Origin of the sequence: Seonamhaeicola sp. NFXS20, assembly GCF_049132085.1 — a bacterium.
Lineage (GTDB): Bacteria > Bacteroidota > Bacteroidia > Flavobacteriales > Flavobacteriaceae > Seonamhaeicola.
In genome coordinates this window covers 63,686-86,043 of record NZ_JAFMPU010000003.1, presented here as the reverse complement: position 1 = coordinate 86,043, position 22,358 = coordinate 63,686, and the positions used below count along the sequence as shown (strand labels likewise).

Sequence of the window (22,358 nt, the reverse complement as noted above, 5' to 3'; positions counted from 1 at the left end):
GTGGGAAGCAAAAATAAATTAAAGCGGTTTAAAGAAAACGAAACCTTTTCAAATGTCTATCAACCAAAGAGAGATGAATTGGTAAATAGTAAATTTAAATTAAAAGGAAATTGGAGAACCACCGTTTTTAATAACAATAACCCCATTGTATTAGAATTGGGTTGTGGTAAAGGAGAATACTCTGTGGCATTGGCTCAAAAATATCCCGATAAAAATTTTATAGGCATAGACATAAAAGGCGCGCGCTTTTGGAGGGGTGCTAAAACAGCTATTGAAGAAAATATACCTAATGTAGCTTTTTTACGTACACAAATAGAACTTATAAATTACGCTTTCGCGGAAAATGAAGTAGATGAAATTTGGATAACATTTCCAGACCCTCAAATTAAATATAAACGAACCAAGCACAGAATGACAAATGCCGTGTTTTTAAATAAATATAAACAGGTATTAAAGCCAGAAGGTATAGTGAATTTAAAAACAGATAGTGAGTTCATGCACGGTTATACTTTAGGCCTTTTGCATGGAGCAGGACATGAAGTTTTGTATGCAAATCATGATGTGTATAAACAAGAAGGAAGTCCAGAAGATGTTACAGCCATTCAAACATTTTATGAGTCGCAATACCTAGAGCAAAACAAACCAATTACGTATATTAGATTTAAAATTAAGTAGGTTTTGAATATTACTATTATCTTCTTTTTAGGCTTATTTATAGCCTTAGTGGGTGTAATTCCACCTGGTTTATTAAATATGACGGCAGCAAAAATTAGTTTAAAAGAAGGTCATGGTAGAGGTATTATTTTTTCAATTGGGGTTTGCGTTATTGTTGTAGCTCAAACCTATATAGCCTCAATTTTTGCAAGGTATTTAAGTAAACACCCAGAGGTGATAGATGTATTGCAGCGTGTTGCTTTAGTAATTTTTATTCTAATAACAGTTTATTATCTGTTTATTGCCAAATCTAATCCTAAGCAACAAATAGCTCCCAAAATCAGAAGCAAACACAGCAGGTTTTTTCAAGGCATGTTTTTGTCTTCAATTAATGTATTTCCAATACCATATCAAGCTTACATGACAGTTACATTAGCTTCTTTTGGTTGGCTAAGTTTTGAACAAATAAGTATTCTGTCTTATGTAGCAGGAGCCGCTTCGGGCACATTTGTAATGCTATATATGTATATTTTCTTTTTTGATAGAATTAAAAGTGAATCATTCACCTCTCAAAAAAATATGAACTATATTATTGGGGGAATAACAGGAATCATTTCTATTATTACCTTAATAAATATTCTAAAGGAAATGTAGAGATGAAACCCGAAACTTTAAGTTTTTTTGATAAAGTTTATAAGGTTGCCCGTTTAATACCTTATGGTAGGGTAACAAGCTATGGTGCTATTGCAAAATATTTAGGAGCCGCCAGAAGCGCACGTATGGTTGGATATGCCATGAATGGATCTACAGGAAAAGATGTGCCAGCTCACAGAGTTGTAAACAGAAAAGGCTTGTTAACAGGTAAACACCATTTTGATGGCACTAACCTTATGCAGCAACTTTTAGAAAGTGAAGGCGTGAAAGTACAAGACAACCAAATTCAAGATTTTCAAAAGGTGTTTTGGGATCCTTTAAAAGAACTATAGAGATATTTAATTTTTAGATATCTCCATCATAAAATCTTATAATAAACACCTTCATTCTTCTATCAATATTACCTATCTTTGTAGTTAGAATGATTCTTAATAGAACCCATGAAATTAAATAAGCAAGATATATTAAAAGCGCTTGAAACTATTACTGTTCCTGGTGAAGGACAAAATATGGTAGAAAGTGGCGCCGTGACAAATGTAATAACTTTTGGTGATGAGGTTATAGTAGATATTACCATAAAAAACCCAAGCCTACAAGCTAAAAAGCGGGTAGAGGTAGATATCTTGAAAACCATTCATGAAAAAGTGTATGAAAAGGCTAAAATTACTGTAAATGTAAAAGTAGATGCTCCTGCAACTCCAAAGCCAAATGTTATTAAAGGAAATCCAATTCCGGGTATTCAAAATATTGTGGCTGTAGCTTCAGGTAAAGGTGGTGTTGGTAAATCTACCGTTACTGCAAATTTGGCAGTGTCTTTGGCTAAAATGGGATTTAAAGTAGGTGTTTTAGATGCCGATATTTATGGACCATCTATACCTTTAATGTTTGATGTGGAAGCTGAAAAACCATTAGCAGTTAAAGTTGATGGAAAATCTAAAATGAAACCAATTGAAAATTATAATGTTAAAATACTTTCAATAGGATTTTTTACAGAACCAAACCAAGCAGTTGTTTGGCGTGGTCCTATGGCTTCTAAAGCTTTAAACCAAATGATTTTTGATGCGCATTGGGGTGAGTTAGATTTTTTGCTTATAGATTTACCACCCGGAACAGGCGATATTCATTTAAGTATTATGCAAGCACTGCCACTTACAGGAGCAGTAGTAGTGAGTACACCACAAAACGTTGCTCTAGCCGATGCTAAAAAAGGTGTGGCTATGTTTCAGCAAGAAAATATCAGTGTGCCTGTTTTAGGAATTATTGAAAATATGGCGTACTTTACACCACAAGAATTGCCAGATAACAAATACTATATTTTTGGTAAAGAAGGCGCTAAAAATTTAGCCGAAGATTTAAACGTACCATTCCTAGGAGAATTGCCATTAGTACAAAGTATAAGAGAAGCGGGAGATGTTGGTCGTCCAGCAGCATTACAAACAGCTACACCACTTGAACAGGCATTTGAAAAACTAACACAACATGTAGTACAAGAAGTAGTTAAACGTAATGATAACTTACCACCAACTGAGGCAATTAAAATTACCACAATGGCGGGCTGTTCGGCAGTAAAAAAATAAAAATTATGACTTCAGAAGAACTAAAAGAAAAAGTATTAATTGCTTTAGATGAAATTCGTCCGTTTTTGCAAAGTGATGGCGGAGATATTTCTTTACTGTCAATTGAAGACGATAAGTTGGTAAAAGTACAACTTCAAGGGGCATGTGTAGGATGTAGTGTGAACCAAATGACATTAAAGTCTGGTGTTGAAATGACTATAAAAAAACATGCGCCTCAAATTGAGAAAGTTATCAATATAGAAGCTTAATTAAGTTATCTGCTAAAGATTCAATAAAGCAGTATTTTTATTGAAAAAGGACTTTAAAAGCTGTATGAATTTTAAAAAATCTTCAAATTTTTTAATTCCTATTAAATTAGTAGGGAAAAGTTTTAATAATCTCATTTACTTCAATTAAATTTGCGGCACAAATTATGATATGTCTCAAAATAAGGCTTTTGTGCTATAAGGAAATAAAATATTAAGCACTAGCATAATTTTAAAAGTAGTTTTATTATTAAATCTCAATTTTAGAGTAAACATATTACAATGCAAGACGTAAATATTAAAATAACAGATAGAGATGGTGTAACTCACGATGTTGTAGCACCAACAGACATGGCTATGAATTTAATGGAAGTTGTACGTTCGTACGAACTTGCTCCAGAAGGTACCATTGGTATTTGCGGAGGTATGGCCATGTGTGCTTCTTGCCAGTGCTATGTTAAAAGTGATAACGAACTACCTCCAATGAGCGATGATGAAGAAGCTATGTTAGCTGAAGCATTTGATGTTCAAGAAAACTCACGTTTAGGTTGCCAAATACCAATAACTCCAGAAATGGAAGGTTTAGAAGTAGAATTAGCTCCAGAAAGTTAATTTTTATTTATTCTAAATAAAGGCTATATTTGCGCCGTGATTTACCAAAATACTATACAAGACAGTTATCAAATAAAGCAATCTACATTTTGTAAATATGCTTTAATTACGCCTAATAAAACCATTAACTTAAGTTTTCCGCAAATGCTTGAGTTAAGACGAAAAATAAACGAATTAACCACTTTTAACTCGTTAAATAGAATTATTGATAACGAGAATTTTGTACTTCTTTTTGTGGCAGATAAACAACATCTTGTTTTTTTAGAAATCCCTCAATTACTTCATTTAAAAGAAGAAATAGATTTGTTTTTTCATACTCCTAGCAGGGTTTTAGTGTAAAATTTTATGTTTATTTAGACTTTATCCAAATTTTATTTATAATTATTCCAAGCCTTCTTTTATTGTAAATTTGTGTAAAAGATTTAGGTATGAATACAATAGTTAGAAAACAGATGTCCATTAACGCAGATGTAATGGATTTATTAAACAACCAAATTGCTATGGAGATGAAAGCTTCTGCTTCATATTTAGCCATGGCTTCTTGGTGCGATCAACGTGAACTTTTAAATAGTAAAGCCTTCTTTTACAAACAAGCCGAAGAAGAACGTGAGCACGCCATGAAAATATTTGAATTTATAAATGATAATGGCGGTGCAGCAATTTCACCAAACATTACCAATGTAAATAATGATTTTGAAAGCTTAAGAGCCATTTATGAAACTGGTCTAGAACAAGAAATAGCTGTAACAGAATCTATCTTTAAAATTTTTAAAGCCGCAAGAAAAGCTGATGATTTTATTACTGAAGTATTTTTACAATGGTTTATTAATGAACAATCTGAAGAAGAAGATACCTTTAGAAGCATTATTGATGTGTTTGATTTAATGGAAGGTATGCCATTAAAAATGATTGACGAAAGATTACCAAAAGAATAACAATGAGGTACATGACTATTGCATTAATTGCAGTAGTAGTGTTGTTTAAGCATTAAAAATGTTCTTAGTTTACCACCAAACTAAGAACATTTTTTTTATGATACCGTTTTTAAACTTTAACCAAAATAAGGTTGAATATTTCAGCTCTAAGTATTCTAATGCCAAGGTGCTAAACGCTATATAATTTAACCAAGATACATTGGGGTGTGGTGTAATTAACCAATCTTTTTTATTGGGAATGTAAAACTTACAATCCTTAAACTCAGTAACATTGTTTATTGAAATGTAATAGCCAGAAATGCATTTGTTATTTAGTGTTTTTAACTTAATATTCTGGTTATTATAAGGAAGAAATAGTTGTGCCTTAAAATACACTTGTTGTGAGATAGTTTCTAAGTTAAAACCAAGGTAATCTAAATATGGTTTACAAGCTTTAGAATAGAGTAAAGGTAGTTGCTTATACTTAAGTTTTGATAGTTTTTCAATTAAAGAATCTTTTCTGTTTGGGCCTATAAAGTGTTCTATTTCAGTAGAGCCAACGGTGGCATCAAATAAATAAAATTTATAAATAATTTCTAAATGAATAGGTTGGTTATTTTTTAGTAATAAGCAATCCAGTTCTCCTAAAGTGATTTTATCTTTTTGTATTTGAATATTCTCTGCTATTATTGAAGTATCAGGTTGTTGCAATAATTCAAAAGATACAAAACGTTCAATGTACTTGCCCAAACGAAGTGTTTCATCTACTTCAATATCAATTTTTGAAAATTGGGTTTCAATTTCAAACTGCTGTAAATTGAAAACCGACTTGTTTTGCCATAAAACGGGTGTTTTTAAAAAACCTTCATATCGTTTTTGTAACATGGTTAAGTATTGTAATCCATCAACTTTACAGGGCCTTCCAATAGGGTTCTAATAATTTGTAAAGTGCCATCATCTTTTGTAGCAATGTGCCATTTAATTAAAGAGATAGCGCCATTTTCAATTTCTAAACCCGTAATGCTACGTGGGTGTACGCAACTACCATCATTAAAAAAAGCAATATCTCCAGGTTGAGAAAATCTTGGTCTATGGGTGTGACCAACTATAGTAAGTAGGTTATTGTTTTCTGTAATCCATTTTTTTATTCTACGTTCTACTTTTATAAGTTCTGTGTAGTTTTTTGCAGGGCTTGTGGGATCTGCAATACCCATTACATTTAGTGGCTTCCAAAGAATTCTTACCAAAAACCGACTCCATTTCCAAAATATAAAATTCCACCAATCTGCTTGATGGCCATGAGTTAAAAATATTTCTTGCTCGGTTCTGCAATGTTTTAATATTATACCTTCGTGGTATTTAATGTCTTTAAAAAGCTCAACATCTTCACCTACTTTTGGGTCAAAATAGGTTGATAATTGCTTTTTTACATAATTAGGATTTCTGTAAACCATATCATGATTGCCCCATATCATATGTAGTTTATTTTCCATATGAAATTGCTTCATAAGCATATAAACGTTTTTATGAGCATTCAAAATAGAGGTGAATGAAATGTTTTCCCAAAGTTCATCACCGTCACCCAGTTCGCAATATTGAAAACCTTCGGTGTAATAGTATTTTAAAGCATGGTAGTAAATATTACGGTTATTAGCAAAATCATCTGCAAAACTATTATCACCGCGGTGGCAATCGCTAAAAAGGATGAATTTACTATCGTCATCAAAGTCAATGACTTTGGCGTTTTTATAAGCACGATTTAATCGTTTTTGTGATGAAAACATGAAGTAAAAGTAAACAAAAAAGCGTTTCAAAATGAAACGCTTTTTAAAATTGAGAGGGACAAAAAAGGTTTTAAAATTTATATTGTAAAAAAGCAGTGAAATTTCGTCCGGGTTCTGTTATAGGACTCATGTCAAAGTCTGCTTGGTTTCTGTATGAAAAGTTTAAATGATTGGTGTAGGTTTCATCAAACAAGTTTAAGCAAGCAACACCCAGCGTAAAATTTTTAAATAGGGTGGCTCCCATTTTAACATCAAAAGTTTCATAACCAGCTGTTTCTGTTTCTCCAAATGATGGCGCAATATGAGATTGTTTAGAAGTTATATTGTACTGTGCTTTTGCCCAATATAATTCTTTTTCTATACCAATAGAGAATGTTGAATTAAATGGCGGATTTAAAGGTAAAGATTCTCCAAAATCTTTATTCTTTGTTCTCACATAAGCTGATTCGTTTTTAAGGTAATAGTCTTTTAAAATATCAAACTTAACCATAAACTCAAATCCTGTTTTATAGGCATCATCAATGTTCGTGAATACTTTAGTGTATAGAGGTTCTTCAGTTGACATGAATTTTCTTGGTATGCTAGGGTCTACCACTGCCGAAATATAATTATCATATACACTATAAAAAGCAGAAAACTGGTAGCTAAAATTATTAGTGTTATTAAGTTTTGAATATCCTTTAAAACCAATTTCAAATTGATTGTTTATTTCTGGTTTAAGGAATGGATTTCCTAAATATTCGTAACTGTCCTGTCCTACCGAAAAATGGTTTATATAGCGTTCTGCCATGTTTGCGGTTCTAACACCTCTACCAAAGGCAACTTCAAGTATAGCTTTTGGTGTTATTTTGTGTTTTAAAGATATGGTTCCGCTTACATTGGTTTCACTTTTGCTTACATTGTTACCATAATGCGAGGCAAAATCATCTTCTAAATCTTTAGCATCAGCATTTACAAAATCTACTCTTAGGCCAGCAGTAAATGTGGTTTTGTTAATTTGATAGTTGGCTTCTGTAAATATGCCAATATCATTTAATTCTGCGTCTTGCCAAATTTTATCTTGTATAATAATAGGCTCATCTAACATATTACCATTCATCATTTTAATGGTACGCGTACGGTTACCTTCTCTACTTATAAGGTTAGCATCTACTCCAGTATATAAGTTTAATTGGTTAAATAACCAATGCGTTTCTACTTTACCACCTATAGTTGTTGATGTTACTGGAGATGAGGCAAAAACCATATTAAAATTAGGTCTGTTTTCATTGGTCATTAAATGATCTACGTAACTATAAAATGCTTTGGCTGTTATGCTTTTTAAATTGTTGCTAAGGTTTTCTGCCTTATAATCTAAAGAGGCTATTGAGCTATTATCAAACTCGGTATCCATTTGTAATGCGGCATGTTTAGTATCTCGACCAAACGACTGACGCCAATGTCCTTGTATATATTGATTTTCAGAGAGGTTATACCCCAGTTTTAAGCCATAATCTGTGCTTCTGAAAGCAGATGGAATTGTGGTGTTATCTCCATCTTCATAATCATCAAAATCTCTGTATCCAACGTTACCAATTAAATTAAATTTGTTTGAAACATGTTGTAGTTGAATTAAACTAACTAAGGCATTTCCGTTGGTTTCATAGCCTACAGAGGTTTTACCATGAAACCCTTTTTCAAGCTTATTAGGATCTTTGGTTACCATATTTACAATACCACCAAATGTAGCGCCGTATCTTACAGTATAGGGGCCTTTAACAACTTCAATTTTTTCAATTTCTTCTGGAATAACGTGAGTAGTTATAGGGTCCATGCGATTTGGGCATGCATGTACCGCTTTTGTGCCACCATCATATATTACATTTAGTTGTTCATAAGCCGAAGCTCTAAATACAGGGTCTATAGCATAGTTACCGCGTTTAATTGCTGAAAAGCCATTAATTTCTGAAAATAAGTCGGCTACATTTTTAGGTTGTGTTCCTTTTTTTTGATAGTCATTTTTTACAGTATTAAAAGTGGGGTCTGTATTAGTATTTCCTGTAACAATTACTTCTGGTAATTGCGTTCTATTTGTGTGAGTAGTATCTTTTTGTGTTTGAGAAAATGATACACATATAGATAACACACACAGCCATAAGGATATGTGTAATTTCATTTATAATAGTTTAAAATGGTTAAAAAGTGCTTTTTACTTAAGTATAGTATTATGTTAAAACAATGCTTTTTATACTTAATATACTTGATAAGTATTTTAAAACTATACAATAGGAGGTTGAAAAACAGGTTTCTTTATGTTGAAATTATAAAGGTTTTTGTAATAAAAAAAGTGTTCCTTTTTTACTGAAATAGTAGTGATCTTAGATATGTTTAGAATGTTAACAAAACCAATAGGATAATTTTCCATAGAGATGGATAACGAGGTAAAAGGCTCTTGTTGTTGCTGTTTTTTTATCTCTTTTGCTAAGTGGCATTTTCCATTACACTGTAGTTCTGGCTTGTCTTTATTAACACATAAAAACTCAGCAATATAGTCTTGATTAAGCAGATATTCAATACAAGGTTGAATAGGTCTTAACATAGCTAACATGTACAAGAGAACAAAGAATATGGCAGTAGTTTTTGTCAACTTAGTTTAGTTTTAGCAAATGTATGGTAAGGCTGTTTTACAAGCAAAAAAACCTTAGCTAATTATTAACTAAGATTTTTTTGCAACAATTATGTAAAACGTACTCATTTTTTAAATAAAGGGTCGGCGCCAATTGTTCCAACTAATCCATTTATGTAATCTTTAGATTTTACTCTATTATATAGTTTCTTAACAGACTTTAAGCGTTGTTCTATATTCAATTCTTTAACTAAAATATTGTTGTTTGGGTCTGCTTTAAAAGCTTTTAAATATTCTATTTGAGAGCTGTAATATTTAATGTCTTTTTGTTGTTTTAGAGCTAATCTTTCTTTGTACCAATCAGAATTTAAAACATAGTCTCTATTGAAATATTGACGTAATTCAGGATCGTTAATGTCTTTACCTTCATAATTACCGTAAGCCATTATGTGTAATAGTATTTTTAAAGGGGGTATAGCAGCTTCAATACTACCGTCTTCAAAATAATTTAAGGCTACTTTTTGTTGTGCTTCAACAATGTTGTTAATACCATCAACAAAATCTTCTAGTCCTTGAAGTTCTGGTTTAAGCATTCTTTCGCTAAATACAGCTGTAGGTTCATCAAACAACCTATTTAAACATAGTAAAGCAAAGGTTTTTGTAATTCTGTAACCTAATCTACTAGCTAAAACTTTTTTGCCTTCATATTCAAAATCTTCAAGTTTTTCTAAAGAGCCGTTATTAATTAAGTTGTTAGGGTCTCTATCTTCAGGAGCCATTCTCGCCCAAATTTCAGGGATTAACAAACTCACATCATGGTCTATTTTGTTTTCGGCACCAACATAACCAGCGGCGGTGCTAAATCCGTTAGATTCTGTTAAAATATGCGATAATAAAGCGTTGTTTAAATCGGTTGTTGGAGTTAACATATTAAACGGAGCTTTGGTTAAGGCACCTTCAGATCCAGCACCAGTAGTTGAAGGAGATTTACCTGTTAAACTACAAATAAAATCCATAAACAATTCTGGTGTTTCTTGATAGTGGATAGGGTTGTAAACGGCTAATGGTCTAATACCAGCTTCTTTATCAACGGGGTTGTTTCTTCTACCAGGTAAAACAGCATTTACAACATGTATTACAGGGTCTTCTAGTTTAATTTTTCTTTTTAAACGTACACCCATGTCTGAAATATAAGTAGCTTCGTTTTCTTTATAAAACCTATTGGGTTCTAAATAACGTGGGTTTTTAGTTGGTAAACCATCATCTACAATTCTTGGGTGAGATGGTAAAACAAACTGTATGTTTTCATCGTCACTATTTATAATTTCTTTAATAAAGTCTTTAACAGGTTGTGTGTATTTGTCAAAATTTATAGTGTCTTCATAAATTTCAATAGCATCTTTTTTAGTTAACATTTCATAGTTAGTTAAAAATCTGCCATCTGATATAATGTCTAATTCTGCCCCTTTATCATAACCTCTAACAATAGCTTCGTCTGGTCTTTGGAATAAATGAGCTTCACAATTGGTTAAAACTTTAACGCTTTTGTTAGGGTATTCAGAGTTTAAATTTTTGAATTTATTTCTAGGAAGCGTAATAGATGCTGTAATATCATCTTCGGTTTGAATTTTTTCGCAAGCTGAAAAATCTGAACGTAATTTATTTAACATCCAGTTACCCTGTTGGTTAAACCCTATACGTACATAGCTACCAACTACAGGCGTGTGATTGTAAAGTAAAGCAGTGCCTTTGTCGCCATTAATAATATCAACGGTCATCATGTCTTTCCAGTTAAGGTTGGCACCATGAACTTGTCTAAATAAACGCTTCACAAATAAAACTAATGAGCGAACATGAACAGGGATATTTCTTAGCCATTCATTAAACTCATCGGAGTTTTCTTCTGAAGGTGTTAGCAGTTTTACAACAGAACCTAAAGTTCTTTTTTCACTTAAGAAAGATCTTGACTTAGGTCTGTTAGGGTCTTTAACTTTCCACCTTGTAGAGTAATCAAATTCAATAATTTCGTCGGCTTTTTTAAAATCTTCTTCTATATCATGAATATTGAATGCGCTGTATGTAATAGCATTCTGCATAGATTTAGAAATCTCAGATTTTCCACCACCAGAAACGGTGCAAGGTTTATGACAAAATACGCCTTCTGGGTAGGTTTCTATCATACGCCATAAATCTATGGATTTATGTTTTTCTAACCTTAATTTATTTCCAGATGGGTGCATGTAGGTTTTATAAGGAGATATTTTTAGTTTTTGCTCTTTACCTTTATATTGCCAAGTTATGCTGTTTGTATTTGTATTGAAGAATGATGATTCTGGTATGTAAACTATATTAGGATATTTTTTATCTATTGCATAGTTTTCAGGTTTTACTTCAATGCGGTCTCCTAATAGTTTTTTAACATCTTCAAAAGTATGGTCTAATCCATAATATTTACTGTAATCATTACAGTTAACAGTATCTCCCATAACGCGTCTTGCGTAAGCTATGGCGCCACCTGCATGCTCTTCTTCTAAAATTCCATAAAGGTTTGCAGAATAACTAATTTGGGTTTTAATTTCTTTTTTAGAGTAGCCATAATAGTTATCTGCAATTAAGGTAACTACAACACCTCTTTCGTCTCTACATGTAATTTTAAAAGCACCACCGTCGTTATAAAGTTCGTGTTCATCTATCCAGCACATACCATCTTTTTTCTGACGGTCTGTGGCATCATCAAAATGAGGAAGCCCTACATCTTTCTTTTTAAGTTTTAATAATTGTGGAGCAAGAATTATACATCCGGTATGCCCTGTCCAGTGTTCTGGGTCTAAAGCTGCATCATTGTGTGCTAAATTAGGATTTCCAGCGTTACCAAAAATGTTTTCAACAAAATCTAAATTACTTACTAAAGACCCTGGAGCAAAGAAACGAACTTCTAATCTTTTTTCAGAAATTACGCCTTTTACCTCTGGGCATACCACTGGCTTTAAAAGCATTGAAACCATGGTTTTAGCTTGTTCTTCTTGGCTAGATGTGAAAGGAAGTGTATTTAGCTCATCTGAAGGTTTAAAAGCTTCATTTAAAAAGTGTGCTAATACTACTTTGGGTACTTCTTTTTTATCTAAAGGAACTGGAAGAGGGCCTTCAACAATATGGAAGGTTCCTTTTGTAGTTCTTTTATCGTGTAAAGGGTTATTTAAAATACCTTGTTTTAATCTTTTAGAATTTACTAAATCACTTTCAAAAGAATCACCATCAGGCGGTAAACTAGCTTCTCTGGCTTGTCCTTTTTTTGATAATATCAAGGTGTTATTTGGTAATTTATAAGATTTGTTAACCTTAACATCTTTTAAATAGTCATCGATAAAAGCTTGAATTCTAGAGTCTGCAGGACAAAGGTGGTCTGCTAAAAGTCTAGACTTTTCTCTAAGACTCATAATAAGGGGTCTTGTTGTCTTTTCAAATTCAGGGTCACAAAATTTTTCCTTACTGTTTTTTTTGTCTTTAAAAACAGGTTGTCCTATAGAGGCTAGTTGTAAATTAATAAATTGAATAATGTCTTTCCTTGATTCTTCCATGCTTTATAGCTTTGATTGTTTGCTAGTATACCTTGTAAAATAGGTGTTACAAATTTATAGCTACAATTTATTAAAAAAACTGTCAAAAGTCATGTAATCGTTAAATTATTAGGATAATAACTTGGTTGTTAGGAAAGATTAATAATTAAAAAGGAAGGTTTATTTAAATGCGTTTAGTCCTGTAATATCTAGTCCAGTTATTAAAAGATGAATATCATGAGTGCCTTCGTATGTAATAACACTTTCAAGATTCATCATGTGGCGCATAATAGAATATTCGCCGCTAATTCCCATGCCGCCTAAAATTTGACGTGCTTCTCTGGCAATATTAAGAGCCATTGCTACATTATTGCGTTTAGCCATAGAAATTTGAGCCGAAGTTGCAGTGTTATTATTTTTCATAACACCTAATCTCCATGCTAGTAGTTGTGCTTTGGTAATTTCAGTAATCATTTCAGCTAATTTTTTTTGCTGTAGTTGAAATTGACCAATGGGTTTACCAAACTGCATACGCTCTTTACTGTATTTAAGTGCGGTATTATAACAATCCATAGCAGCTCCAATAGCTCCCCAAGCAATACCATATCTTGCAGAGTCTAAACAACCCAATGGTGCACTAAGTCCAGATTTATTAGGTAATAAGTTTTCTTTTGGCAGTTTAACGTTGTTAAAAATAAGTTCACCAGTTGCAGAGGCACGTAAAGACCATTTGTTGTGCGTTTCTGGTGTGGTAAAACCTTCCATACCACGTTCTACAATTAAGCCATGTATTCTACCTTGTTCATTTTTAGCCCATACAATTGCTACCTGCGCAAAAGGTGCATTGCTTATCCACATTTTGGCACCATTTAATAAGTAATGGTCGCCTTTATCTTTAAAGTTGGTTACCATGCCGCTAGGGTTGCTTCCGTGGTCGGGTTCGGTTAAACCAAAACATCCCATCCATTCTCCACTAGCTAGTTTTGGTAAATATTTTTTGCGTTGTTTTTCATTGCCATATTTCCAAATAGGATACATAACTAATGAAGATTGTACAGATGCTGTTGAGCGTACTCCAGAATCGCCACGTTCAATTTCTTGCATAATTAGTCCGTAGCTAATTTGGTCTAAACCAGCACCACCGTATTCTTCAGGGATATAAGGACCAAAAGCCCCAATTTCAGCTAAACCACCTATAATTTGTTTTGGGAATTCTGCTTTTTGAGCATAATCTTCTATAATAGGAGAAACCTCTCTTTTTACCCATTCTCTAGTGGCATTCCTTACCAATATGTGTTCATCAGAAAGGAGTTCGTCTAGGTTGTAATAATCTGGAGATTCAAACAAATCGGGTTTCATAAATTTAATTTTTATTTATGTTTTACACAAATTTATTGAAAATAATGAAATGTTTGCTTGTTATTTTAAGAATTATTTAATTTAGAGGTTGTTTTACAGAGCTAAAAATTTGATGTTACATTTTCAAATAGAAATCCTTAGTCAAATCAATATACTCTTGTGTGTATTGGTGTCTTTCGGTTTCAATTACAAGTTCTTTGGTTTTTATTTCGCTTTCGCGGAAGGAAAATTCAATTAAGCTTCGTTTTATTTCAGAATTTGGATTGCCTTTAATGCGTAATATACGATTTGGGAAAAGCTTAATAAGGCTAGCTTCTTCTATATATTTGTTTTCTTCTTTAAAAGGAAGGACTATAGAAAACTTACCTTTTTGTGATAGAAAGGAAATTACAGCAAAAATGATATGTTCCATTGGCATAGCATCGCTAAAACGTGCTAAATCTCTAGATATGTCATTAGTTTTGTAGTTTTCTGAGTAAAAAGGCGGATTGCAAATAATAAGATCAAATTTTTCATCTACAGCTTCAATATACTCTAATAAGGAAGCGTGAAAGCAAAAAAGTCTGTCGTTCCAAGGTGAATTTTCAAAGTTTTCAGCACATTGTTCAAAGGCATTGTCATCAATCTCAATAGCTTCAATTTGTTGGGCTTTGCTACGTTGTGCCATCATGAGGCTTAAAATACCTGTACCTGCTCCAATATCTAAAATATTAAAGGGGTTGTGGTCAATTGAAGTCCAAGCGCCTAATAAAACACTATCGGTTCCAATTTTCATGGCGCATTTGTATTGGTTAACAGTAAATTGTTTGAATTGAAAAGGTTTTAGAGACATTTGTAATTTTTAAAAAAACAATAATAGTAAGTAAAAAAATAAGATATTAACAATTTTTGTTAAAACTTTATTGGCAATGAAATCTTAAAAAAGCAATATTAACGTATATTCATAGCGTGAAAAATTAATTGTGTAGTGAAACGAATTGATAATATTCTTGAAAAATTAAACGACTTACTAATACTAAATGAGGAAATTGAAAATGCTTATACTAAAGCAATTAATATGGTAACAGATAGTTTTTATAAGCAATTTTCTAATGAAAGAAGTTTAGAGCGGAGTGGTTACGTAAAATCTTTAAAAAATGAATTAAGTAAGCTTGAAAAAAAAGCAGGAAATCCTGTTGCTTTAAAAAGAAGAGACCATGTTGTACGATTAAATTTTAGAAATTTTTTAAAGATTGAAGACGAAAACAAGTTTCTTAGAAAGGTATATGATATAGAGTTGTTAAGTGTTCAGAAATATGACGAGTTACTTGCACAAATGAATATGCCTTTATCACTTTGTAAATTACTTTTAAAACACAGAGATAATATTCAAACCAGATTATTTGAAATGGAAAGAGATAACGAGGTAATTATAAGATAAAAATTTTATAAATATAAATCTATAAGTCCTTCGGGGGTTTCAACAATAATTGTTTTGTTATCTCTGTCTACTTTTAAAATAAATTCATCATTCATAGGGATGAGTATTTCAGTGCCGTTTCTATCTATTTCAAAAAGGGCTTGAGCGGTAGAGTCGTTTATGGCTTTTATAATACCAACTTCACCAAAGTTTTTGTCTTCAATTTTAAAACCAATTACTTCGTGAAAGTAAAATTTATTTCCGTCTAATTTTGGCAGTAAGTTTAACGGTAAGTATAGTTTTGTTTTTATTAGGCTATTAGCATCATTCTCAGTATCTACATCTTCAAATTTAATTCTAAGTAAATCAGATTTATGAAGTTGAGACCGCTCAATAAAAAATGGAACTAAGTTGTTTTTAAGTTCTATAAAAATAGCATCTAAATGCTCGTAAAGTTCGGGTTGATCGGTGTCAAGTTTTGCTAAAACTTCTCCTTTAAAACTGTATTTTTTTACAATTTTACCTAAATAAAAACAGTCTTCTTTTTTCATGACAAATTTATTTGCCACCCTGAATTTGCTTGCAGGGTCTAAATTTTTGATTTTAGAAATGCTTAAATAAATTTAGCATTATAAAAATGAAACATTTATTTATAAAAAAACTCCGATAGTTACTATCGGAGTTTAAAAGTATAAAAAATAATTTTTTATTCTTCTTCGTTTGTAGCGTCAGCTTCAGCAGCAACTTCTTCAGTAGCTTCCTCTTCTTCAACTACAGGTGCAGCAGCGGCAATTCTTGCTTCGTTAACAGCTTTTTCAGCAGCAAGTGTATCAGCTTTAGCTTTAGCTTCAGCTTCTGATAAACCATCAGCTTTAGCTTGAATTTTTGCAGCTTTTTCTTCTAACCAAGCTTTGAATTTTTCTTCAGCTTGTTCTTCAGTTAAAGCACCTTTTTTTACACCGCCTACTAAATGATTTTTAAGTAAAGCACCTTTATAAGATAATAATGCTTTAGCAGTATCAGTAGGTTGTGCACCATTTTGTAACCACTTTACTGCACCGTCAACATCTAATTCAACAGTTGCAGGGTTAGTGTTAGGGTTGTAAGCACCTAGTTTTTCTAAGTATCTACCGTCTCTTTTTGCGCGCGCATCTGCGGCAACAATCCAGTAAAAAGGTTTTCCTTTTTTACCGTGTCTTTGTAATCTAATCTTTACTGGCATAGAAATTAATTATTTGAGGTTCCCGACCTCGGGTTATTAATAAGGGCGCAAAGATACTTTAATATTTTTAATTTTCAAGGGTTTAGCTAAAATAATAAGCATACAGGCGTGGGTGTTTTAACATCGTGTAAAAAAGTAAGTTTTCCGTTTAATTCATTAATGCTAAAAACCGAAATATTGTTACTTCTTCTGTTGGCTACTAATAAGAATTTTCCTGTAGGGTCTAAGGTGAAATTTCTAGGCCAGTTACCATGAACGCTTATGTTTTGTATTTTTTCAATTGTACCGTCTTTGGTATTTCTTTTAAAAACAGCTATAGAATTTTCGCCTCTGTTAGAACCGTATAAAAATTGCTCATTCTTAGATAAATGAATATCGGCACAAGAGTTTTTTCCTAAATAGTTTTCGTCTAAAGTAGAATCTTCATCAATGATTTTAAAACTAGATTCGGTTCTTTTTACAGAGGTTATAGAGCTGCCATATTCATTAATAATATAAATAAATTGCCCGTTTTTAGTTATTGAGAAATGGCGCGGACCAGGGTTCCCTTTCATTTTAACAATAGCTTCAGATTGTAAGTTATAGTTATCATCTTTTAGTTTATATTGATAGACAGCATTTCTACCTAAATCGGCTACAAACAAGTCATCTTTATAAAATTGGGCCGAATGTGCTTTGGCTTTTTCGTTTTCCGTGTTGTGGTTAAATACTTGAGAAGCTTGGTTTAAAGAACCGTCAGTATTAATATTGTAAACAGATACTTTTCCGGCGGTGTACATAGAAACTACTGCTTTGTTGCCAGTTTTGTTTATTGAAATGTGGCATGGGTTTTTACCATTACTACTTACGCTATTTATTAAGGAAAGTGTACCATTTGGGTTTATTCTGTAAGATGAAATATAGTCGTTCTCAGTACCTGTTTTGTTAACAGAATATATAAATTTTTTATCAGGAGAATAGTCTAGAAAAGACGGACTTACAGCTTCAATAGATAAAATCTTATTGTTTAATTCTCCTGTTTTGGTATTGAAATCAAAACGGTATATGCCTTTGCTGTCTTTATCTGTAAAAGTACCTACAAATAAAGGGGAGGTTGATGATTTACAGTTGAAATTAAGAATGCTAATAGCTATGATGAAAAAAGAGAATTTAAATTTCATTACGAGAATTTGTTAGTTTCAAATGTAAATATTTTTAAATGAATTGTTGTTTATAATTGTTTATAAGTTTCATTCTTAAAACAAACTATTGTTTGTATTTTTATGTCTTTCGTTTTTGTTCTAAAACAATTCTAGAAATCAGCAAATAAATCTAAAGCATGTACTTAATCTTTGATACTGAAACTACCGGATTACCAAAACGTTGGGATGCACCAATTACAGATGTTGATAATTGGCCAAGGTGTATTCAAATTGCATGGCAACTGCATGACGACATGGGGAATTGCATTGAACATCAAGATTATTTGGTGAAACCAGATGGTTTTAACATTCCGTATGATGCTGAAAAAGTTCATGGTATTTCTACCGAGTTGGCACAAGAACAAGGTGTGCCTTTAGTTGAGGTGTTAGAAAAGTTTAATGCTGTTTTAGAAAAATCGAAGTTTATTGTTGGGCAAAATGTAAAGTTCGACTTGAATATCATGGGAGCCGAATTTGTACGGGGTGATATATCAAACAACTTACAAGAACTACCTGTTTTAGATACTTGTACAGAACATACAGCACAGTTGTGTCAAATTCCGGGAGGGCGCGGTGGTCGCTTTAAATTACCAACATTAACAGAGTTACATGAGCATTTATTTAATACGCCGTTTGCCGAAGCACATAATGCAACAGCCGATGTTGAGGCTACAACACGTTGTTTTTTAGAACTAGTCCGTTTAGGTGAATATACCAAGGAACAACTAGATGTAGAAGATGATTATCAAGTAAGGTTTAATGAGGCTAATCCAGACACCATTCAGCTTATAGGTTTAAAACATGTTAACCTTAAGCAAGAAAGTGCTAAAATTAGAAAACGTCTTCAAAAACTAGAAGAAGCCAAAACTACAGATAATGATACAGTAAAAGATGTAGATTTAACAGGTGTAGATTTTGTACATCTTCACAATCATTCGCAGTTCTCGGTATTACAATCTACTATGAGTATTGCTGATGTGGTTTCTGCGGCAGCGTCTCATAACATGCCTGCTGTAGCCTTAACAGATCATGGTAATATGATGGGGGCTTTCCATTTTATAAATGCAGTTAACAAGCAAAATAGTAGCATTAAAGCCGCTATAGAAGCAGCCGAAGAAAAAGGAGAAGCCACCAATAAAAAGTTAATTAAACCCATAATTGGTTGTGAGTTTTTTGTTTGTGAAAATCATAAAGACAAAAGCCGAAAAGATAATGGCTATCAAATTGTACTGTTGGCTAAAAATAAAAACGGTTATCATAATTTGGCAAAATTATCATCTCATGCCTTTGTAGATGGCTTTTATTATGTACCAAGAATAGATAAAAAACTTATTCAGCAATATAAAGAAGACATTATTGTTTTAACAGGAAACCTTTACGGTGAAGTGCCAAGTAAGGTATTGAATATTGGCGAAAACCAAGCAGAAGAGGCTTTAATTTGGTGGAAAAATGAGTTTGGAGATGATTTGTATATTGAGTTAATGCGCCATAACCAAGAAGATGAAAACCGCGTAAACGACACCTTGGTTAAATTGGCTAGAAAACATGATGTAAAACTTGTAGCTACCAATAACACTTACTATCAAAAACAAGAAGATGCCAATGCGCATGATATTTTATTATGTGTAAAAGATGGAGAAAAGCAAGCTACTCCAATAGGTAGAGGGCGTGGGTATCGTTACGGTTTACCAAATCAGGAGTACTATTTTAAGTCTTCAGAAGAGATGAAACAACTCTTTAAAGATTTGCCAGAAGCCATTTTAAATACTCAAGAAGTAGCCAATAAAATAGAAGCCTTTCAATTAGCTCGTGATGTACTATTGCCTGCATTTGATATACCCGATGAATTTAAACATGAAGAAGATTTAGTTGATGGTGGTAAGCGTGGTGAAAATGCCTATTTACGTCATTTAACTTATGAAGGAGCTAAAAAACGCTATGGTGAACCCCTTTCTGATGAAGTAAAAGAACGTTTAGATTTTGAGTTGAATGTTATTGAAAAGACAGGATATCCAGGATATTTCTTAATTGTTGAAGATTTTATTCGTGAAGCCCGAAACATGGATGTATCGGTGGGTCCAGGACGTGGTTCGGCAGCAGGTTCGGTAGTAGCTTATTGCTTATGGATTACCAATATAGACCCCATGAAGTACGACTTACTTTTTGAGCGTTTCTTAAATCCAGATCGTATTAGTATGCCCGATATTGATATTGATTTTGATGATGAAGGCCGAAGTAGGGTTATGGACTATGTCATTAAAAAATACGGTGCTAACCAAGTGGCTCAAATTATTACTTACGGTACTATGGCAGCAAAATCATCTATTCGTGATACGGCCAGAGTATTAGATTTACCGTTGTTTGATGCTGATAGAATTGCAAAACTAATTCCCAATATGTCTAAACTAAATAAAATTTTTGGTTTAGATGAAAAAGCTTTAGCAAGTAAGTTTAGAGCAGAGGAGTTAGAAAAAGTAAATCAGCTTTTAAATATTTCTGAAGGAAACGATTTAGAAGCTAAAACCGTGAATACAGCTAGAACTCTAGAAGGTTCTGTAAGAAATACAGGAATTCACGCTTGTGGAGTTATTATCACGCCAGATGATATCACTAAGTTTGTACCAGTTTCTGTAGCAAAAGATTCCGATTTATATGTTACCCAGTTTGATAACTCGGTGGTGGAATCTGCTGGCCTTCTTAAAATGGATTTCTTAGGCTTAAAAACCTTAACCCTAATAAAAGATACCGTAAAAATTGTAAAAGCAAAACACGGTATTGAGTTAGATCCTGAAAGTTTTCCGTTAGATGATGAAGAAACTTATGCGCTATTTCAACGAGGTGAAACCGTAGGGGTGTTTCAATATGAATCTCCTGGAATGCAAAAACACCTTCGTGAGCTAAAGCCAACAGTGTTTGAGGATTTAATTGCCATGAATGCCTTATACCGTCCAGGACCAATGGAGTACATTCCAAGTTTTACTAGACGTAAACATGGTGAAGAAGAAATTGATTATGATTTACCTGCCATGGAAGAATACCTAAAGGAAACTTATGGTATTACCGTTTATCAAGAGCAGGTAATGTTGTTGTCTCAAAAGTTAGCAAATTTCTCTAAAGGTGAAGCCGATATGCTTCGTAAAGCTATGGGGAAAAAGCAAATTGCAGTTCTAGATAAAATGAAGCCTAAGTTTATAGAACAGGCAAGTGCTAATGGTCATGATGCTAAAGTTTTAGAAAAGATTTGGAAAGACTGGGAGGCATTTGCAAGTTATGCGTTTAATAAATCGCACTCTACTTGTTATGCGTGGATAGCCTACCAAACAGCTTACTTAAAAGCACATTACCCTGCAGAGTATATGGCGGCGGTACTATCTAACAATATGAACGACATTAAGCAAGTAACCTTCTTCATGGAAGAATGTAAACGCATGAAATTAAAGGTGCTTGGGCCAGATGTTAATGAAAGTTACTATAAGTTTTCAGTAAATAAAGAAGGAGCGGTTCGTTTTGGTATGGGAGCTATAAAAGGTGTTGGTCATGGTGCGGTTATGACTATTGTTGAAAATAGAAAAGAAGATGGTCCATATAAATCTATTTTTGATTTTGCTAAGCGTATTGATTTAAGAGCTGCCAATAAAAAAGCCTTTGAAAATTTAGCTTTAGCAGGAGGTTTTGATTGTTTTGCAGATACCCATAGGGCGCAATACTTCCATAAAGATGGCGATTTAACCTTTTTAGAAATGGTTATAAAATATGCTCAAAAACATAAAGAAAATGAAAATTCTGCTCAGGTAAGTTTGTTTGGTGAAACTAGTGAGGTTCAAATTGCAGAACCTACCATTCCTCCTTGCGAAGAATGGGGAACCATGGAAAAACTAGCTAAAGAAAAAGAAGTAGTTGGTATATACATTTCTGGCCACCCGTTAGACGATTTTAAAATTGAAATGAAAACCTTTTGCAACGCCACTGTAGCAATGTTTAATGACTTACAACCTTATGTAAATAGAGAATTGGTGTTTGGTGGTGTAGTAACAGATGTTCAACATCGTGTTAGTAAGCAGGGAAAAGGTTGGGGTATGTTTACTATAGAAGATTATACAGATAGTTTTGAATTTAGAATTTTTGGCGAAGATTATTTAAAATTCAGGCACTTTTTAATGATCAATAACTTTGTATTTGTAAAAGCTTTTGTAAGAGAAGGTTGGGTTAATAAAGATACAGGGAAAAAAAGTGATCCGCGTATTCAATTTAATAGCTTTCAGTTGTTGCATGATGTTATGGAGAATTATGCTAAAAAATTATCGCTTCAACTAGATATAAACGATTTAAAAGAAAGCAAAATAACCCAAATACAAAGCTTGTTAAGCATGCATCCGGGTAATCATGCTTTAAATTTTGTGGTGTATGATGCTAAAGAAAAAATAAAGCTGAATATGCCAAGTAGAAAACAAAAAGTAAAAGTTTGTCAAGAATTAATTTCAGAACTAGAATCTCAACATATTCATTATAAATTAAATTAAAATTTTTTCTTTTTAAGGGTAGGGAAAATTAAAGTTCAATTGTTCTATCAATAAACAATTTAATTTATAAAACAT

The 22,358-nt window shown here is 32.7% G+C and carries 20 protein-coding genes; 10 read left to right on the top strand and 10 right to left on the bottom strand.

All coding sequences use genetic code 11. The annotated features are described in order from the left end of the window. From trmB to J1D01_RS06540, 8 genes are all read left to right on the top strand, one after another. Complete coding sequence (gene trmB / locus J1D01_RS06575) at positions 1 to 675, top strand: tRNA (guanosine(46)-N7)-methyltransferase TrmB (protein WP_372937913.1); 675 nt, start codon at positions 1 to 3, stop codon at positions 673 to 675. A gap of 3 nt (positions 676 to 678) precedes the next feature. After that, entirely contained in the window at positions 679 to 1,308 is a 630-nt protein-coding gene (locus J1D01_RS06570) for a LysE family transporter (protein ID WP_372937912.1), read from the top strand. A gap of 2 nt (positions 1,309 to 1,310) precedes the next feature. Continuing rightward, complete coding sequence (locus tag J1D01_RS06565; RefSeq protein ID WP_421150253.1) at positions 1,311 to 1,640, top strand: MGMT family protein; 330 nt, start codon at positions 1,311 to 1,313, stop codon at positions 1,638 to 1,640. A gap of 108 nt (positions 1,641 to 1,748) precedes the next feature. Beyond that, the gene (locus J1D01_RS06560) at positions 1,749 to 2,885 is read left to right on the top strand and encodes a P-loop NTPase (RefSeq protein WP_421150252.1); all 1,137 of its coding nucleotides are present in this window, start codon (positions 1,749 to 1,751) and stop codon (positions 2,883 to 2,885) included. Between the two features lie 5 nt (positions 2,886 to 2,890). Then, positions 2,891 to 3,133, top strand: a complete 243-nt coding sequence (locus J1D01_RS06555) for a NifU family protein (RefSeq protein ID WP_372937910.1) — start codon at positions 2,891 to 2,893, stop codon at positions 3,131 to 3,133. A 279-nt stretch (positions 3,134 to 3,412) separates the two neighbouring features. Continuing rightward, the gene (locus tag J1D01_RS06550; protein WP_076698365.1) at positions 3,413 to 3,742 is read left to right on the top strand and encodes a 2Fe-2S iron-sulfur cluster-binding protein; all 330 of its coding nucleotides are present in this window, start codon (positions 3,413 to 3,415) and stop codon (positions 3,740 to 3,742) included. 36 nt (positions 3,743 to 3,778) lie between these two features. After that, the gene (locus tag J1D01_RS06545) at positions 3,779 to 4,081 is read left to right on the top strand and encodes a hypothetical protein (protein ID WP_372937909.1); all 303 of its coding nucleotides are present in this window, start codon (positions 3,779 to 3,781) and stop codon (positions 4,079 to 4,081) included. Between the two features lie 89 nt (positions 4,082 to 4,170). After that, the gene (locus tag J1D01_RS06540) at positions 4,171 to 4,677 is read left to right on the top strand and encodes a ferritin (RefSeq protein WP_372937908.1); all 507 of its coding nucleotides are present in this window, start codon (positions 4,171 to 4,173) and stop codon (positions 4,675 to 4,677) included. 69 nt (positions 4,678 to 4,746) lie between these two features. Here the strand turns inward: J1D01_RS06540 and J1D01_RS06535 are convergent, their stop codons facing one another. The 7 genes from J1D01_RS06535 to J1D01_RS06505 form a co-directional block, all read right to left on the bottom strand. Then, positions 4,747 to 5,541: a DUF1853 family protein gene (locus J1D01_RS06535; protein WP_421150251.1), complete on the bottom strand. Its 795-nt coding sequence runs from the start codon at positions 5,539 to 5,541 to the stop codon at positions 4,747 to 4,749. 2 nt (positions 5,542 to 5,543) lie between these two features. After that, on the bottom strand, positions 5,544 to 6,440 hold the full coding sequence (locus J1D01_RS06530) for a serine/threonine protein phosphatase (RefSeq protein WP_421150250.1): 897 nt from the start codon (positions 6,438 to 6,440) through the stop codon (positions 5,544 to 5,546). A 70-nt stretch (positions 6,441 to 6,510) separates the two neighbouring features. Next, positions 6,511 to 8,595 (bottom strand): TonB-dependent receptor domain-containing protein, encoded by a 2,085-nt coding sequence (locus tag J1D01_RS06525; protein WP_421150249.1) that lies wholly within the window; start codon positions 8,593 to 8,595, stop codon positions 6,511 to 6,513. Between the two features lie 102 nt (positions 8,596 to 8,697). Further along, on the bottom strand, positions 8,698 to 9,066 hold the full coding sequence (locus tag J1D01_RS06520; protein WP_421150248.1) for a hypothetical protein: 369 nt from the start codon (positions 9,064 to 9,066) through the stop codon (positions 8,698 to 8,700). A 104-nt stretch (positions 9,067 to 9,170) separates the two neighbouring features. After that, entirely contained in the window at positions 9,171 to 12,623 is a 3,453-nt protein-coding gene (locus J1D01_RS06515; protein ID WP_372937677.1) for a hypothetical protein, read from the bottom strand. Positions 12,624 to 12,782: 159 nt separating this feature from the next. Beyond that, positions 12,783 to 13,961, bottom strand: a complete 1,179-nt coding sequence (locus tag J1D01_RS06510; protein ID WP_372937676.1) for an acyl-CoA dehydrogenase family protein — start codon at positions 13,959 to 13,961, stop codon at positions 12,783 to 12,785. A 115-nt stretch (positions 13,962 to 14,076) separates the two neighbouring features. Further along, positions 14,077 to 14,793 carry a tRNA1(Val) (adenine(37)-N6)-methyltransferase gene (locus J1D01_RS06505; RefSeq protein WP_421150247.1) on the bottom strand — a complete coding sequence of 239 codons (717 nt, stop codon included), beginning with the start codon at positions 14,791 to 14,793 and terminating at the stop codon, positions 14,077 to 14,079. A gap of 135 nt (positions 14,794 to 14,928) precedes the next feature. Here J1D01_RS06505 and J1D01_RS06500 point away from each other — a divergent pair, with 135 nt between their 5' ends. Further along, positions 14,929 to 15,381 carry a hypothetical protein gene (locus tag J1D01_RS06500; RefSeq protein ID WP_372938686.1) on the top strand — a complete coding sequence of 151 codons (453 nt, stop codon included), beginning with the start codon at positions 14,929 to 14,931 and terminating at the stop codon, positions 15,379 to 15,381. Between the two features lie 5 nt (positions 15,382 to 15,386). Here the strand turns inward: J1D01_RS06500 and rimM are convergent, their stop codons facing one another. From rimM to J1D01_RS06485, 3 genes are all read right to left on the bottom strand, one after another. Then, the gene (gene rimM, locus J1D01_RS06495) at positions 15,387 to 15,911 is read right to left on the bottom strand and encodes a ribosome maturation factor RimM (RefSeq protein WP_372938687.1); all 525 of its coding nucleotides are present in this window, start codon (positions 15,909 to 15,911) and stop codon (positions 15,387 to 15,389) included. A gap of 155 nt (positions 15,912 to 16,066) precedes the next feature. After that, a complete protein-coding gene (locus J1D01_RS06490) occupies positions 16,067 to 16,582 on the bottom strand; it encodes a 30S ribosomal protein S16 (protein ID WP_421150246.1) in 516 nt (171 codons plus the stop codon). A gap of 86 nt (positions 16,583 to 16,668) precedes the next feature. Continuing rightward, a complete protein-coding gene (locus J1D01_RS06485; RefSeq protein WP_421150245.1) occupies positions 16,669 to 17,742 on the bottom strand; it encodes a lactonase family protein in 1,074 nt (357 codons plus the stop codon). Between the two features lie 158 nt (positions 17,743 to 17,900). Here J1D01_RS06485 and dnaE point away from each other — a divergent pair, with 158 nt between their 5' ends. Beyond that, the gene (dnaE, locus tag J1D01_RS06480; RefSeq protein WP_372936158.1) at positions 17,901 to 22,283 is read left to right on the top strand and encodes a DNA polymerase III subunit alpha; all 4,383 of its coding nucleotides are present in this window, start codon (positions 17,901 to 17,903) and stop codon (positions 22,281 to 22,283) included. Positions 22,284 to 22,358: the final 75 nt, after the last annotated feature.